The 13,389-nt window shown below is 73.0% G+C and carries 19 protein-coding genes, 2 tRNA genes and 1 riboswitch; of the genes, 7 read left to right on the top strand and 14 right to left on the bottom strand.

Going from position 1 to position 13,389, the window contains the following annotated elements; translation table 11 throughout:
* Window positions 1-4 precede the first annotated feature (4 nt).
* The 3 genes from ABIB37_RS10820 to msrA all read right to left on the bottom strand — a co-directional run bounded on the left by ABIB37_RS10820 (window position 5) and on the right by msrA (window position 1,637).
* A complete protein-coding gene (locus ABIB37_RS10820; RefSeq protein ID WP_354260287.1) occupies window positions 5-457 on the bottom strand; it encodes a DUF6993 domain-containing protein in 453 nt (150 codons plus the stop codon).
* A 79-nt stretch (window positions 458-536) separates the two neighbouring features.
* Entirely contained in the window at window positions 537-1,031 is a 495-nt protein-coding gene (locus ABIB37_RS10815; protein ID WP_354260285.1) for a single-stranded DNA-binding protein, read from the bottom strand.
* Window positions 1,032-1,112: 81 nt separating this feature from the next.
* Window positions 1,113-1,637, bottom strand: a complete 525-nt coding sequence (msrA, locus tag ABIB37_RS10810) for a peptide-methionine (S)-S-oxide reductase MsrA (protein WP_354260283.1) — start codon at window positions 1,635-1,637, stop codon at window positions 1,113-1,115.
* A 69-nt stretch (window positions 1,638-1,706) separates the two neighbouring features.
* Between msrA and ABIB37_RS10805 the strand changes: the two genes are divergently transcribed.
* Window positions 1,707-1,958 carry a hypothetical protein gene (locus ABIB37_RS10805; protein ID WP_354260281.1) on the top strand — a complete coding sequence of 84 codons (252 nt, stop codon included), beginning with the start codon at window positions 1,707-1,709 and terminating at the stop codon, window positions 1,956-1,958.
* Between the two features lie 59 nt (window positions 1,959-2,017).
* Here ABIB37_RS10805 and ABIB37_RS10800 read toward each other — a convergent pair whose 3' ends face one another.
* The 4 genes from ABIB37_RS10800 to ABIB37_RS10785 all read right to left on the bottom strand — a co-directional run bounded on the left by ABIB37_RS10800 (window position 2,018) and on the right by ABIB37_RS10785 (window position 4,001).
* Window positions 2,018-2,578, bottom strand: a complete 561-nt coding sequence (locus ABIB37_RS10800) for a YceI family protein (protein WP_123698148.1) — start codon at window positions 2,576-2,578, stop codon at window positions 2,018-2,020.
* 113 nt (window positions 2,579-2,691) lie between these two features.
* Window positions 2,692-3,366, bottom strand: a complete 675-nt coding sequence (locus tag ABIB37_RS10795) for a DedA family protein (protein ID WP_354260279.1) — start codon at window positions 3,364-3,366, stop codon at window positions 2,692-2,694.
* 35 nt (window positions 3,367-3,401) lie between these two features.
* Window positions 3,402-3,836, bottom strand: a complete 435-nt coding sequence (locus ABIB37_RS10790) for a hypothetical protein (RefSeq protein ID WP_354260277.1) — start codon at window positions 3,834-3,836, stop codon at window positions 3,402-3,404.
* A 92-nt stretch (window positions 3,837-3,928) separates the two neighbouring features.
* Window positions 3,929-4,001 (bottom strand) — tRNA-Arg (locus tag ABIB37_RS10785).
* Between the two features lie 73 nt (window positions 4,002-4,074).
* Between ABIB37_RS10785 and ABIB37_RS10780 the strand changes: the two genes are divergently transcribed.
* The 4 genes from ABIB37_RS10780 (at window position 4,075) to ABIB37_RS10765 (ending at window position 6,072) form a co-directional block, all read left to right on the top strand.
* Window positions 4,075-4,596: a pyridoxamine 5'-phosphate oxidase family protein gene (locus ABIB37_RS10780; RefSeq protein WP_354260275.1), complete on the top strand. Its 522-nt coding sequence runs from the start codon at window positions 4,075-4,077 to the stop codon at window positions 4,594-4,596.
* 33 nt (window positions 4,597-4,629) lie between these two features.
* Window positions 4,630-5,289 (top strand): HAD family hydrolase, encoded by a 660-nt coding sequence (locus tag ABIB37_RS10775; protein ID WP_354260273.1) that lies wholly within the window; start codon window positions 4,630-4,632, stop codon window positions 5,287-5,289.
* A gap of 9 nt (window positions 5,290-5,298) precedes the next feature.
* The gene (orn, locus tag ABIB37_RS10770; RefSeq protein ID WP_281273321.1) at window positions 5,299-5,922 is read left to right on the top strand and encodes an oligoribonuclease; all 624 of its coding nucleotides are present in this window, start codon (window positions 5,299-5,301) and stop codon (window positions 5,920-5,922) included.
* Between the two features lie 77 nt (window positions 5,923-5,999).
* Window positions 6,000-6,072: transfer RNA gene (locus ABIB37_RS10765), tRNA-His, on the top strand.
* 32 nt (window positions 6,073-6,104) lie between these two features.
* On the opposite strand, the gene ABIB37_RS10760 is transcribed toward ABIB37_RS10765, so the two are convergent.
* Together ABIB37_RS10760 and ABIB37_RS10755 are read right to left on the bottom strand one after the other, a co-directional pair.
* On the bottom strand, window positions 6,105-6,383 hold the full coding sequence (locus tag ABIB37_RS10760) for a DUF3253 domain-containing protein (protein ID WP_354260271.1): 279 nt from the start codon (window positions 6,381-6,383) through the stop codon (window positions 6,105-6,107).
* 43 nt (window positions 6,384-6,426) lie between these two features.
* Entirely contained in the window at window positions 6,427-7,263 is an 837-nt protein-coding gene (locus ABIB37_RS10755) for a siderophore-interacting protein (RefSeq protein WP_354260270.1), read from the bottom strand.
* Window positions 7,264-7,354: 91 nt separating this feature from the next.
* On the opposite strand from ABIB37_RS10755, the gene ABIB37_RS10750 reads away from it, so the two are divergent.
* Complete coding sequence (locus ABIB37_RS10750; protein ID WP_354260268.1) at window positions 7,355-7,699, top strand: metallopeptidase family protein; 345 nt, start codon at window positions 7,355-7,357, stop codon at window positions 7,697-7,699.
* 255 nt (window positions 7,700-7,954) lie between these two features.
* Here the strand turns inward: ABIB37_RS10750 and ABIB37_RS10745 are convergent, their stop codons facing one another.
* From ABIB37_RS10745 to ABIB37_RS10725, 5 genes are all read right to left on the bottom strand, one after another.
* Window positions 7,955-9,019, bottom strand: coding sequence for an NAD(P)-dependent alcohol dehydrogenase (locus ABIB37_RS10745; protein ID WP_354260266.1), 1,065 nt, complete (start codon window positions 9,017-9,019; stop codon window positions 7,955-7,957).
* A 79-nt stretch (window positions 9,020-9,098) separates the two neighbouring features.
* A complete protein-coding gene (locus ABIB37_RS10740) occupies window positions 9,099-9,578 on the bottom strand; it encodes a nucleoside/nucleotide kinase family protein (protein ID WP_354260264.1) in 480 nt (159 codons plus the stop codon).
* Window positions 9,575-10,339: an energy-coupling factor transporter transmembrane component T family protein gene (locus tag ABIB37_RS10735; protein ID WP_354260262.1), complete on the bottom strand. Its 765-nt coding sequence runs from the start codon at window positions 10,337-10,339 to the stop codon at window positions 9,575-9,577. Before ABIB37_RS10735 ends, ABIB37_RS10740 begins: the two co-directional genes overlap by 4 nt.
* Window positions 10,336-11,814 carry an ABC transporter ATP-binding protein gene (locus ABIB37_RS10730; RefSeq protein ID WP_354260260.1) on the bottom strand — a complete coding sequence of 493 codons (1,479 nt, stop codon included), beginning with the start codon at window positions 11,812-11,814 and terminating at the stop codon, window positions 10,336-10,338. The genes ABIB37_RS10735 and ABIB37_RS10730 overlap by 4 nt, the downstream gene beginning before the upstream one ends.
* Window positions 11,811-12,422 carry an ECF transporter S component gene (locus ABIB37_RS10725; RefSeq protein WP_354260258.1) on the bottom strand — a complete coding sequence of 204 codons (612 nt, stop codon included), beginning with the start codon at window positions 12,420-12,422 and terminating at the stop codon, window positions 11,811-11,813. The genes ABIB37_RS10730 and ABIB37_RS10725 overlap by 4 nt, the downstream gene beginning before the upstream one ends.
* A gap of 23 nt (window positions 12,423-12,445) precedes the next feature.
* Window positions 12,446-12,555, bottom strand: a riboswitch (TPP riboswitch).
* 70 nt (window positions 12,556-12,625) lie between these two features.
* Here ABIB37_RS10725 and ABIB37_RS10720 point away from each other — a divergent pair.
* Entirely contained in the window at window positions 12,626-13,387 is a 762-nt protein-coding gene (locus ABIB37_RS10720) for an SGNH/GDSL hydrolase family protein (RefSeq protein WP_354260256.1), read from the top strand.
* Window positions 13,388-13,389 lie beyond the last annotated feature (2 nt).

Genomic DNA, 13,389 nt, shown 5'->3' with positions numbered 1-13,389 from the left:
GCCCTCAGTCTACGGTGACGATCTCCCCGACCAGGCACCGGCCGCCGCCGAGCGCAGCCGCCCGCACGGCCCTCGGCTCGCCGGCGCCCACCTCGCCGACGATGCAGCCCGCGTCGGTGCGCACGGCGATCTGCAGGAAGGTCACCGGCGCGCCGAGCGAGTCGACCTCGCGGGTGCGCTCGATCGCCGATCGCGGGAAGCCGGCGGACTCGACAGCGGCGACGAGCGCGTCGGGATCCGTGGGGGCGTGCCCGGCGATCGCGGCACGGAAGGCGTCGAGCTCGGCGTCGGGCGCTGCGTCTGCCGCGCCGCCACCCGCCGCACCCGGCGTCTCGACGGCACCCTCGCTCGCGACGGGCGGCTCGGTGATGCCGGTCGAGGTGCAGCCGGCGAGCACGGCGGCTGCGAGCGCGACCGCGACCGCGACGATCTGATGCCGATGCCGATGCCGATGCACGCACCCTCCTCCGCCGCTGCCGGACCGTGCAAGCCTACGGCGGCAGCGCTCTGCGCCTCGAGGCGTCGAGCCAGGCGTGTCAGAAGGGCGTGTCGGGCTCCGTGAGCGGCGCGGTCCACGCCTCCTGCGCCGTGAGCGCCATCGCGGGCTCGCGCTCCGGCTCCCGGTCCGGCTCGGCCGCCGCGACCGGCTGGTGCTCGGGCGCGCGCGCCGGGTCCTGCTCACGCGGCCTGCGGTCCTTCGCGACCGCACCGGCGCGGAGCGTGTGGCCGATGTGGTCGGCGCGGATCTTCACGCTCGTGCCGCGCCGCTCCCCCGACTCCCACTGCTCGACCTTGAGCTTGCCGAGCACCACGACGAGGTCGCCCTTCCGCAGCGAGGTGGCGACGTGCTGCGCGAAGTCGCCCCAGGCCTCGACCGAGTACCAGTTCGGAGGGCCGTCGACCCAGGTCTCACCCTCCTTGCGCCGCGGCTTGCTGCTCAGGCGGAACTCGGCGACGCGGTCGCCGTGCACGGACTTCAGCATCGGGTCGCCGCCCAGGCGCCCGACGACGGTGATGACGTCTTCGTTCATGCCACGGAGCATGCATCCGCGACGCACGACGGCGTGCGACGGACCGGGCGACCTGTGGAGAGCGTCAGTCCTCGGGGACCGTCAGACGCGCAGGTAGTCGGCGAAGCCGGCGCGGATCTTGTTCACCTTGGGGGCTGCGACGGCGAGGCAGTAGCCCTGCGTCGGGTTCTTGGCGAAGAAGTCCTGGTGGTAGTCCTCGGCGTCGTAGAACTCGCCGAGCGGCTCGAGCGTCGTGACGATCTCGCCCGGCCACCACTCGCTCGCGCGGGCGATCGCCGTCTCGAAGCGCTCGCGCTCGGCGTCGTCGCGGTAGAACATGGCCGACCGGTACTGGGTGCCGATGTCGTTGCCCTGCCGGTTGAGCTGGCGCGGGTCGTGCATGGTGAAGAACATGTCGAGCACCACCTCGGTGGGCAGCCGCTCCTCGTCGTAGACGACCTTGACGGCCTCCGCGTGCCCGGTGCTGCCGGTGCACACCGCTTCGTAGCTCGGGTGGGCGACGTCGCCGCCCGTGTAGCCGGACACGACATCCTCGACGCCTTCGACGACGCGATACGCGGCGTCCAGGCACCAGAAGCAACCACCGGCGAGCACGATCTCCTGCATGGGTCGAGCCTAGCCCGCGCCCGTGTGGGTGGCCCGTCGTAGCGTCGGAGACGAGGGAGAGGAGCGGCCATGGCCATCATGTCCAGCACCCAGCGGCGCACTGCGCCCCAGGCGAGCCACGTCGCCACCCGCCGCGTGCGCGACGACCTCTGGCGCGTCGTCAGCGCATCCGGCCTCGCGCTCGGCTACATCGCGCGCGTCGACGGCCCGACCGGGCCCGCCTTCGAGGCGCGGCGCCTGCTGCCCGGCGGCACGGCGATGGTGCCGATCGGCGGCGGGTGGTCGCTCGCCGACGCGCTCGCGTGCTTCACCGGGCCCTAGCCTGCGAACGCGACAGCGGGGCCGAGGCTCGCGCCCCGGCCCCGCTGCTGGGGATCGGCTCAGGCCGCGACGGGCGCCTGCTGGATCGCCGAGATCTCGATCTCGATGTCGATGTCGTCGGAGAGCATGACGCCGCCCGACTCGATGGCGACGTTCCAGGTGATGCCGAAGTCGCTGCGCTTGATGCGCGTGCGGGCGGAGGCGCCGGCGCGGGTGTTGCCCCACGTGTCCGGGCCGATGCCACCGAACTCGACGAGCAGCGAGACCGGCTTGGTCACGCCGCGGAGCTGCAGGTCGCCGTCGATGTAGAGGTCGTCGCCCTCGACGCGCGCACCGGTGGACGTGAACGTCCACTCGGGGTGCTCCTCGGTCGCGAAGAAGTCGCCCGAGCGCAGGTGCGTGTCGCGGTCCGCGTTCTTCGTGTTGATGGTCGACGGGTCGACGGTCGCCGTGATCGACGACGCCTCGGGCTGCTCGGCCAGGACGATCGTGCCCTCGAGGCCCTCGATCTCGCCGCGGACCTTGGCCACCATCATGTGGCGGACCGAGAAGGTCACGTTCGAGTGCGAGCCGTCGATGACGTAGGTGCCGGGCTGGTAGCCGGGGATGTTCTGCAGCATGGGTGCCTCTCTGTCAGGGGGAGTCGTTCAGAATCGAACGAGCGGTCCGAGAGGAGGGAACTGCCTCCGTCGCCGATCCATTCCCGATCCGTCGGACGGATCCGGGCGACGCCTCACTCGCCGTGGAAGAGGTGCTTCCCCTCGCGGCGGTTGAGGAGCATGCGGCGCGTCACCCACCAGGCGATCACCACGACCACCGCGGCGATCACGAGCCACTGCAGCCAGTCCATGTAGGGCTCGATGACGTGCCAGTTCTGCCCCAGCGTGAACCCGAGCATGATGAAGATCGTGTTCCAGATGGCGGAGCCGACCGCGGTGAGGCCGAGGAACAGCAGCACGGGCATCCGCTCGATCCCCGCCGGGATCGAGATCAGGCTGCGGAAGATGGGCAGGAACCTGCCGAAGAGCACGGTCTTCCACCCGTGCTTGGCGAACCACGCGGTGGTCTTGTCGATGTCGCTCGCCCGCACGAGCGGCATCTTCGCTGCGATGCGCGACAGCCGCTCGTGGCCCAGGATGCGACCGAGCGTGTAGAGCAGCAGGGCGCCGACGACGGAGCCGGCCGTCGTCCAGATGATCGCCTCGACGAGCGTGAAGCCGCCGGCAGAGGCGGTGAGCCCGGCGAGCGGGAGGATGACCTCGCTCGGGATCGGCGGGAAGAGGTTCTCGGCGGCGATGGCGATCGCAGCTCCCGGCGCGCCGACCGCCTCCATGAGCCCGACGGCCCAGCCAGCGACACCGGTGAGCTCGGAGGTGTCGGGAACGGACTGCAGGATCGTCGGGAGCATCACGACAGCCTACGGTCGTCGATCCGGCCGACGCATCAGGAACGCATCATGTACGCGTCGTGCCACGACGAGCCCCTGCGCTCGATCGTGACGATGGCATGGCAGTTCCGACAGCGCACGTCGCACTTCGCGATCTCAGCCCGGATGATGCTCAGCGCACGCCCTCTGCGAACCATGCTGCTGACGCTCGCGATCTTCGTCCCGCGCACGTGGTCGAATTCGAGCACCCTGATGTCCGAGCTGCCGCAGTCGACGCAGCCTGCACAGAACCGCTCCATGATCGCCTCGAGCGCTTGCTGACGCCGGGCCTTGCTCGTGCGGCGCACGTTGGCCTTGTGTCGGACCGCGTTCGCTCGGTAGTACGCCTTCTGGCACGCGCGGCAATAGGAGTGCCGACCGTCCTTGTTCTTCGGGCTCCGATTGAAGTCGTCGATCGGTCGCTCCGCCAGGCACCGCGCACAGCGCTTCATGGCCGGAGGGTAAGCCGCACCACCGACAGCCTGTCGACAAGCGCACGGCGGCCCTGGGCTTGAACGGCCGCCGCGGTTCGCAGGCAGCCGTGCGCCCCCGGCGGGAGTCGAACCCGCGACAAAAGGATTAGAAGGCCTCTGCTCTATCCGCTGAGCTACGGGGGCTCATCCAATCTACCGGGAGCAGCGACGACCGCCTCCTGGTGCCGTGTGGGCGGTACCCCATAGCGTCCGGCGCATGGACGCTCCCCTGCCCGTGCTGCCTGCTCCGCGCCGCGATCGCGCCCGACTCCCCGAGGGCTACGGCCTCCCCGCCGACGACGACGGCCTGCTCGACTGGGCCGACGTCGAGGCGCGCCTCGTCACGGCGAAGCACTACTGGATCTCGTCGGTGCGACCGGACGGCCGGCCCCACAGCATCCCCCGCTGGGGCGTGTGGGTCGACGGCCGCTGGTGGTACGACGGCGCACCGACCACGCAGCACGCCCGGAACGCTCAGCGCAATCCTGCGGTCACGCTCACGCTCGAGAGCGGCACCCAGGTCGTGATCGTCGAGGGCACCTCGGTCGCCACCCGGGCGGAGGCCGACGGCCTGGGCGAGCGCCTCTCGGCGGCGTTCGGCAAGTACGCCGACGACGGCTACGCACCCGCGTCCGACGCCTGGTCGGGCGACGACGGCGGCGGGCTGCGCGTCGTCACGCCCGAGCGGGTGCTCGCCTGGTTCTCGTTCCCGAAGGACGTGACGCGCTTCCGCTGGTGAGCACCCGCAGCGTCGGCATGCCAGGCTGATGCCATGGCCGGTGCTCTGCTGTTCGACATGGACGGGACCCTCATCGACTCGGAGCCCATGTGGCACGAGCAGATGCGCGTCTTCGCCCGCCACCACGGCATCGAGTGGACCGCCGACGACGCGCACTGGACGACCGGCAGGCCGATGGTCGAGTGGGCGGAGCGGATGCGCGAGCGCGGCGTGACGATGGAGGCCCCGTCGATCATCGCGACGGTCGCCGGCGCCGTCGCGGCGCTCGTGCGCGACGACGTGCCGTGGCTGCCCGGCAGCCTCGCCCTGCTCGAGCGCGTCGCCGAGGCAGGCATCCCAGCGGCGCTCATCACGAACGCGTCGGCGGAGAACGCCCGCGCGATGCTCGAAGCCGCGCCGGAGGGAGCGCTGCGCTTCGCGATCTCCGCCGACGACGTGTCGCGCTCGAAGCCGGACCCCGAGCCGTACGCCCGGGCGATCGAGCGGCTCGGCGCCGACGCGGCCGCATCCATCGCCTTCGAGGACTCGGGCAGCGGTGCGCGCGCCGCGACCGCAGCAGGCGCCCGGCTGTGGTTCCTCACGACGCAGCTCACCGCATCCCCCGTGCCCGCCGAGCGCACGATCGGCACGCTCGCCGACGTCGATGCCGACGAGCTCTTCGCCGCGCTCGGCGGCTCGGTCCCCGCGACGTAGACTCTGCCCGTGGCTGCTGCTGATCGGATCGTCTGGATCGACTGCGAGATGACGGGGCTCGACCCGTCGGTCGACGAGCTCGTCGAGATCGCCGTCGTCGTCACCGACTTCGAGCTCGAGGTGCTCGACCCGGGGCTGCAGATCGTCATCAAGCCCTCCGACGCCGCCCTCGCGCAGATGGGCGACTTCGTGCGGACGATGCACGCGACGAGCGGCCTCGACCAGGAGCTCGCGCACGGCGTCTCGCTCGCCGAGGCCGAGCTCGAGGTGCTCGAGTACGTGCAGCGCTTCGTGCCGGTCGAGCGATCGGCGCCGCTCGGCGGCAACACGATCGGCACCGATCGGATGTTCATCGCGCGCTACATGCCGACCCTCGACGGCTTCCTGCACTACCGCTCGATCGACGTGTCGAGCATCAAGGAGCTGTCGCGCCGCTGGTTCCCTCGCGCCTACTTCCAGGCGCCCGAGAAGGCCGGCGGGCACCGCGCGCTCGCCGACATCCTCGAGTCGATCCGCGAGCTGCGCTACTACCGCCGCGCGGTCTTCACGGATGCGCCCGGTCGTCCGAGCGACGAGCTGCAGGGCATCGCCCGCGAGGTGACCGAGGGATTCGGCGAGCTGCTGCCCGAGTGATCGGCGCCGGATCGCCCGATGCGGCGATCGGGCTCAGGATGTCGTATGCTGTCCTGGTTGCGTTTCGAGCGCACATGGTGGGTATAGCTCAGCTGGTAGAGCGCCGCCTTGTGGTGGCGGATGTCGCGGGTTCAAGTCCCGTTACTCACCCAGAGAGGCCCGGAGGTTCGTCCTCCGGGCCTTCACTCGTCCTCGGGCGCCTGCTCTTCATGGATGCGGCGGATGCGGATGGGCCCGCGTGCGAGCTCCGGATCGACCGGATCGCCGCGCTGCGTGATGACGACCTCGCCGCGGCCGACGAGCCGTGCGGCCGCCGCTCGCGCGTCGTCCATGCGCGGCCGCCATGCCTCCGGATCGTCGCCCGCCACGCGCCGTGCCGCGTCGCTCGGGCAGATGGTGGCGCCCGGCCGCCGCGTCTCGAGCAGCTCGAGGATCGCCGTCTCCATCGCGTCGTCGGTCATGCCGCCATCCTGGCGCGGCACGCGCCGCAGCGCATCCGTGCCGTCATGCCGGCGGCAGCACGACGCCGATCGGCTCGCGCTTCTCGGCCTGGAAGCGGTCCTCCGTGCGGCCGAGCGCCCAGTAGCCCGAGAGCGACACCTGCGACCGCTCGAGGCCGCGCTGCGCGAAGAGCTGCTCGCGCATCGCCTTCATCGACTCCCGCTCGCCGTGCGCGAAGACCTGCACGCGGCCCTCCGGCCACGCGAGCGCGCCGACGGTGTCGGCGAGCAGCCCGATGGTCGCCTCGCTCGGCTCGCCGCGGTGCAGCCAGTGCAGCTCGACGCCGTCCGGGTGCCGGAGCGGGATCTGCTCTGAGGCGTCCCGCACCTCGAGCACCGCGATGCCGCGCGCGTTGTCGGGCAGCGCCTCGACCGCGCGCGCGATCGCCGGGAGCGCCGACTCGTCGCCGGCGAAGAGGTGCCAGTCGGCGGCCGGGTCGGGCGCGAAGGCGCCACCCGGACCGCCGAAGACGACCCGCTCCCCCGGCTGCACGCGCGCCGCCCAGGGGCCGGCGATGCCGGCGTCGCCGTGCACGACGAAGTCGAGCGCGATCGCGTCGGACGCGACGGCCCGCACCGAGTAGGTGCGCGTGACCGGCAGGTCGTCGGGCGCGAGCGTCTCGCGCAGCGCGGCGAGGTCGTAGGGCGGCTCGAGGCCGAGCTCGGGCTTCACGAAGTGGAGCTTCACGTAGGCATCGGTGAAGTCGTTCGGCACGAAGGTGCCGAAGCCCGGTCCGCCGATCCACACCCGCACGAGGCTCGGCGCGATCCGCTCCGTGCGGAGGACCTCCATGATGTGCTGCGGGCGGTTGGGGCGGGGCGCGCGACCGGGGATGCTCATGGTGCTCTCGACGCTAGCAGCGGGGCTCATGCGGGGCCGTCCCGCGAGCCGCGGGTAGGCTCACGATGATCGTGCAGAGACCGGAGGACGCATGCTGGACCTCGACCAGGGTGCGTTCGAGGCGCTCGTCACCGAGGTGCTCGACGCACTGCCCGACGAGATGGTCGAGGGCCTCGACAACGTGGTGTTCCTCGTCGAGGACGAGCACCCGGATGAGGACCTGCTCGGCATCTACGAGGGCGTCGCGATCACCGAGCGCGGGCAGTACGGCTTCGGCGAGCTGCCCGACCGCATCATGGTCTACCGGCTGCCGCACCTCGAGACGACCGAGACCCTCGATGAGCTGCGCGCCGAGGTGCGCACGACGCTCGTGCACGAGATCGCGCACTTCTACGGGCTCGACGACGAGCAGCTGCACGAGCTGGGCTGGGCGTAGCGGCGTCCGCGGGCGACCGCTCGTCGAGGAGCAGCCGGAGGCCGCGTATCGAGACGAGAGAAGTTGATCTCGATACGCGGCCGGCTCCGCCGGCTGCTACTCGATCAGCGGGGTGGGGCGGCTGCTGCTCGATCAGCGGGAGAGGGCGGCCGCCGCGCTCCGCCCACCCGCTCGTCGAGTAGCAGCCGGAGGCCGCGTATCGAGACGACAGCACCTGATCTCGATACGCGGCCGGCTCCGCCGGCTGCTACTCGATCAGCGGGAAGGGACGGCGTCGGCGAAGGTCGCCGTGTCGATGACGAAGCGGAAGCGCACGTCGCCGTCGACCACCCGGTCGTAGGCCGCATCCACATCGTCGACGCCGATGCGCTCGATGACCGCGCCGATCCCGTGCTCGGCGCAGAAGTCGAGCATCTCCTGCGTCTGCCGGATCCCGCCGATGTTCGAGCCGGCGAGCACCTTCCCGCCGCCGATCAGCGAGCCGAGCGACAGCTGCTGCGGCTCGGGCGGCAGTCCGACGTTGACCATCGCGCCGTGGGGCTTGAGCGTCGAGAGGTACATGCCGAGGTCGAGATCCGCGCTCACCGTGTTGAGGATGACGTCGAACTCGCCGCGGTGCGCCGCCGCCCATCCCTCCTCACCGGTGGCGACGGTGCGCGCGGCGCCCAGCTCCGCCGCGAGGTCGGCCTTCGAGAGCGAGCGCGAGAGCACGGTCACCTCCGCGCCCTTCGCGGCCGCGAGCTGCACGCCCATGTGGCCGAGGCCGCCGAGCCCGACGACCGCGACCTTCGTGCCGGGGCCCACGCCCCAGCGGTCGATCGGCGAGTAGAGCGTGATGCCCGCGCACAGCAGCGGCGCCGCGACGTCGAGCTCGATCCCCTCAGGGATGCCGAGCACGAAGCGCTCGTCGACGACGACGTGCTCGCTGTACCCGCCCTGCGTGACGGTGCCGTCGCGGTCGACGGACGCGTAGGTGCCGACGGTGCCGTTCAGGCAGTCCTGCTCCTGGTCGGCGACGCACTGCTCGCACTCGCCGCACGAGTCGACCATGCAGCCGACGCCCACGCGGTCCCCGACGGCGTGGCGCGTGACGGCCTCGCCGACCGCCTCGACGACGCCCGCGATCTCGTGGCCGACGGTGAGCGGGAACGGCGCCGCACCCCACTCGTCGCGGATCGTGTGGATGTCGCTGTGGCAGATGCCGGCGGCCTTGATGGCGATGACCACGTCGTTGGGACGGGGGTCGCGCCGCTCGATCTCGGCGATCCGGAACGGCTGGTCGGGTGCGGTCTTCTGCAGGGCTCGGGTGCGGATGGGCATGGCGCCTCCTCGTCGTGGGGCATCGTGCGACGCCGGCCGCAAGCCTACGACCGGGCAGCGGCGAGCTCGCCGGGTGCCGCTACGTCGCGCGCACCTCGTCGGCGAGCGACGCCGGGTCGTTCGCCGCGACGTGCGCGTCCTCCTGCTCGCGCCACAGCAGCCACCAGGAGTCGTCGCCGTCGCGGGCGAGCGCGCGGCTGCGCCGCACCTCCTCCGGCGCCTCGAGCCAGATGGCGTGGCCGGCGTGCTCGCGGCTCTCGAGCGTCAGCGAGCCGCAGCCCTCGACGATGAGCGGCTCCCCCGGCGACGCGCTGTCCTCGGCGCCCCAGTCGCCGATCTCCCAGTCCCAGCGTCGCCAGACCGCGCGGCGACCGGCGGCGAGCGGCGCGAGGATGCCGCGCTCGAGCAGGCGGGAGCCGGTCGCGAGACCGTGCCAGCCGGCGTAGAGGTCGTCCATGTGCAGCACGCGCGCTCCCGACGCCTCGGCGAGCCGCGCGGCGAGCGCGGTCTTGCCCGCGCCCGAGCGGCCGTCGACGATCGTGATCGGCGTGCGCGTCACCACGAGGCTCCCTCCCAGACGGGTCGGAACGATCCTGCCGCGATCGAGACGCCGATCGCGAGCGCCGCGACGGCGATCGCGAGGATCAGCAGCACGGCGTCGGCGCGACCGATCGTCGACGGGCGCGCCCACGTGCGCGTCGGCCCGCCGAACCCGCGCGCCTCCATCGCGGTCGCGAGCGTCCCGCCGCGGCGGAGCGCGACGACGAGCAGGGCGAACGCCGACTGCAGCGCCCGCCGGACGGCGCCCGTGTCGCCGAGCCCCCGCGCGCGCCGCGCGAGCGCGATCTGCCGCCAGTCCTCGCCCAGCACGTCGAACAGCCGCGTGCCGGCGAGCGCCGCGAGCACGAAGCGGTGCGGCAGTCGGGCGACCTGCGCGAGGCCGTCCGCGAGCCGCGTCGGGTCGAGCCCGACGAGCGCGACGAGCGTCGGCACGCCGAGCGCCAGCACGCGCAGCCCGATCGCGAGCGCGAGCTCGATCGATCCGTCGCTGATCGTGGCGAGCCACACCTGCGCGTGGATGCGCCCGGCCGGCTCGGCGTAGAGCAGCATGCTCACGGCCGAGAGGGGCGCAGCGATGAGCAGCGGCCACGAGCGGCGCAGCACCGTGCGGGCGCCGATGCCCACGGCAACGAAGACGACGAGCCAGGCGCCGAGCGCCACCGCCGCGGTCACGACGTCGATCGTCATGAGCATGGGGATGGAGTACAGCACGGCGGCCGCGAGCGGCGTCACCGGGTTGACGCGGTCGAGCGCGCTCATGCCGCGGCCTCGTCGGCCGCCTGCGTGCCGAGCCGGAGCATGCGGTCGCCGAGCACCCGCTCGACGTCGGCGTCATGCGTCACCGCGACGACGGCGCAGCCGCGATCGTCGACGAGCGAGGCGATGAGCCGCACGAGCTCCTGCCAGGTGCGGCGGTCCTGCCCGAACGTGGGCTCGTCGAGCACCATGACGCGCGGCGCCGGCGCGAGCACGGTCGCGACCGAGAGCCGCCGCTGCTCGCCGCCGGAGAGCGTGAAGGGGTTGGCGTCGGCGAGCGCGTCGAGCCGCAGCGCGGCGAGCAGCCCGCCGACGCGCGCCTCGATCTCGGCGGGCGGCAGCCGCAGCGCGCGGAGCCCCGCCGCGACCTCGTCGCCCACGCGAGCGGCGACGAACTGGTGCTCGGGTTGCTGGAACACCGTGCCGATGCGGGTGGCGAGCTGCTTGGGCCGCCACCGGATCGGCGCCTCGGCGGCGACGTCGCCGCGCAGCGCCGGCGTGGCCCGCACCGCACCGGCGACCGGCGGCAGCAGTCCCGCGAGCGTGAGGGCGAGCGTCGACTTGCCCGCGCCGTTCGGGCCGGTGACGACGAGCGCCTCTCCCGCCCGGATCTCGAGGTCGACCGCCGCGTGCACGGGCGCGCCGGCGCGGCCGGAGCGCACGGCGTCGGCGACGAGCAGCGCGTCGCCCGGCGACCGGCGGCCGCGCGGCACCCCGACCGGCAGCCCCGGCACCCAGACGCCGTGCGCTGCCAGCTCGTCCCGGTGGGCGTCGAGCATCAGTTCGGGCAAGCCGTCGGCCGCTGCTCCCCCGCCAGGCTCGAGCACGATGACGCGGTCGACGACCGGGAGCCACGTCTCGACCCGGTGCTCGACGACGACGAGCGTCGCCCCGGTCTCAGCGGTCACGCGGGCGACCGCATCGCGCACCTCCGCGACCCCCGCGGGGTCGAGGTTGGCGGTCGGCTCGTCGAGCAGGATGAGCCCCGGCCGCATCGCGATGACCCCGGCGAGGGCGAGCCGCTGCCGCTGCCCGCCGGAGAGCGCCGCGGTCGAGCGGTCGAGCTGCACGTCGAGCCCGACCGCGTCGAGCGCGGCTCCGACCCGCCGCCAGATCTCGTCGCGCGGCACGGCGAGGTTCTCGCAGCCGAACGCCACGTCGTCGCCGACGCGCGACATGATCGTGTTCGCCTGCGGGTCCTGCAGCACGAGCCCGGCGGTGCCGCGGCCGTGCACGCCCCGCCTGACCGACGGATGCACGCCGTCGACCGAGAGCTCGCCGGTCTCGTCGCCCTCGTCCTCGCCGCCGAGCACGCCGGCGAGCGCCGCGAGCAGCGTCGACTTGCCCGCCCCGGACGGCCCGAGCAGCAGCACGCGCTCGCCGGGCTCGACGTCGAGGTCGAGCCCGGCGACGGCGGGCGCCGACCGGCTCGCGTGCCGCCAGCCCCACCCGCGCGCGCGGATGCGGGAGCCGGTCACCGGGAGCGCGACCGACCAGAGGCGAAGCGGTCGAGCACGCCGGTCGCGGCGAGCGCGCGGGTGAGCAGCCAGCCGACGAGGCCGGCGAGCAGGGCGCCGGAGACGACGAGGCAGCCGAGGTAGATGCCGAGGAACTCGGCGCCCTTCGCGAGGTTGCCGGAGGTGAAGAGCTCGAGCGTCCAGGCGGCGACGGCGGCGCCGACGCCGGCCAGCATCGCGACCGGGAGGCCGAAGCGGCGGTACGCGAAGAGCAGGAAGATCAGCTCGGCGCCCAGTCCCTGCGCGATGCCGGAGTACACGGTCTCGATCGACCACTGCGAGCCGAGCAGCATGGAGACGCTGGCGGCGAGCAGCTCGACGAAGAGCGCGGCGCCGGGCTTGCGGATGATGAGCCCGCCGAGCACGCCGCCGATGAGCCAGATGCCGGCCGCGAGGCCGCCGAAGCCGGGGGTGAGCGCGTCCATCGCGCTGAACCAGACGTAGCCGACGCCGTTCCAGACGACGAACAGCAGGCCGGTCGCGACGCCGAGCACCGCGGCGACGACGATGTCGACGACGCGCCAGCGGCTGGAGCGGGTGCGCGTGGGCGCGGGTGCGGTGGTGGTCATTGCAGTGCCTTCCTCGAGGAGATGGCACGGGTGTGGTGTCCTCCCTGCGCTGGCATGATCCAGATCAGGTTTGACGGTCGAAGGCTTCGGCCTTCCTCTCAGCCCGGCGCACCGGACTCCCGTGATGCCCTCAGTGTAGCCCCGCGGTCCGACCGGCCGACGGCGCCGCGCGTGCCCCCTCGCGGCGCGCGTAGGGTGGAGCGGTGCAGCCGATCCGATCGTTCGTCGCCATCGGCGACAGCTTCACCGAGGGCGTCGGCGACGAGCTGCCCGACGGCAGCGTGCGCGGCTGGGCCGACTTCGTCGCCGCGGGCCTCGCGACCGCGCAGGGGCAGCCGGTGCGCTACGCCAACCTGGCCATCCGGGGGCGCAAGCTCGCCGGCATCCTGCACGAGCAGCTCGATGCGGCCATCGCGCTGCAGCCCGACGCGATCAGCCTCAACGGCGGCGGCAACGACATCCTGCGCCCGAAGGTCTCGATCGAGCACGTGGGCGAGCGGCTCGCCGACGCGGCGCACCGCATCGCCGCCGCCGGCATCCGCCCGATCCTGCTCTCGGGCGGCAACCCGAGCCAGGTCATGCCGATCGGTGCCGTCATGCAGCGCCGGGGCGACGCGCTCGCCCGCGCCGTCCACGCACGCATCCGCGACCTCGACGCGCCCTACGTCGACAACTGGTCGGACCCGGAGCTCGCGAGCCCCCGCTTCTGGTCGGTCGACCGGCTGCACCTCAACGCGGCCGGGCACGCGCACGTCGCGCGCAACGTGCTGCGCGCGCTCGGGCACGAGGCGCCTCCCGGCTGGCGCGACCTGGCCGGCGCGAGCACGGCGGAGGGCCGGCGCGACCTGGGCTACTACCGCGAGTACGTGCTGCCGTGGCTCGGGCGCCGGTTCACCGGGCGCTCCTCCGGCGACGGCCGCGACCCCAAGCTGCCGACGCTCACCGAGGTGCAGCCGATCGCGTAGCG

Origin of the sequence: Agrococcus sp. UYP10 (assembly GCF_040547205.1) — a bacterium.
Taxonomy (GTDB): domain Bacteria; phylum Actinomycetota; class Actinomycetes; order Actinomycetales; family Microbacteriaceae; genus Agrococcus; species Agrococcus jenensis.
Note: the sequence above shows the minus strand (reverse complement) of the source record. Positions and strands in the feature narration are given on the sequence as shown.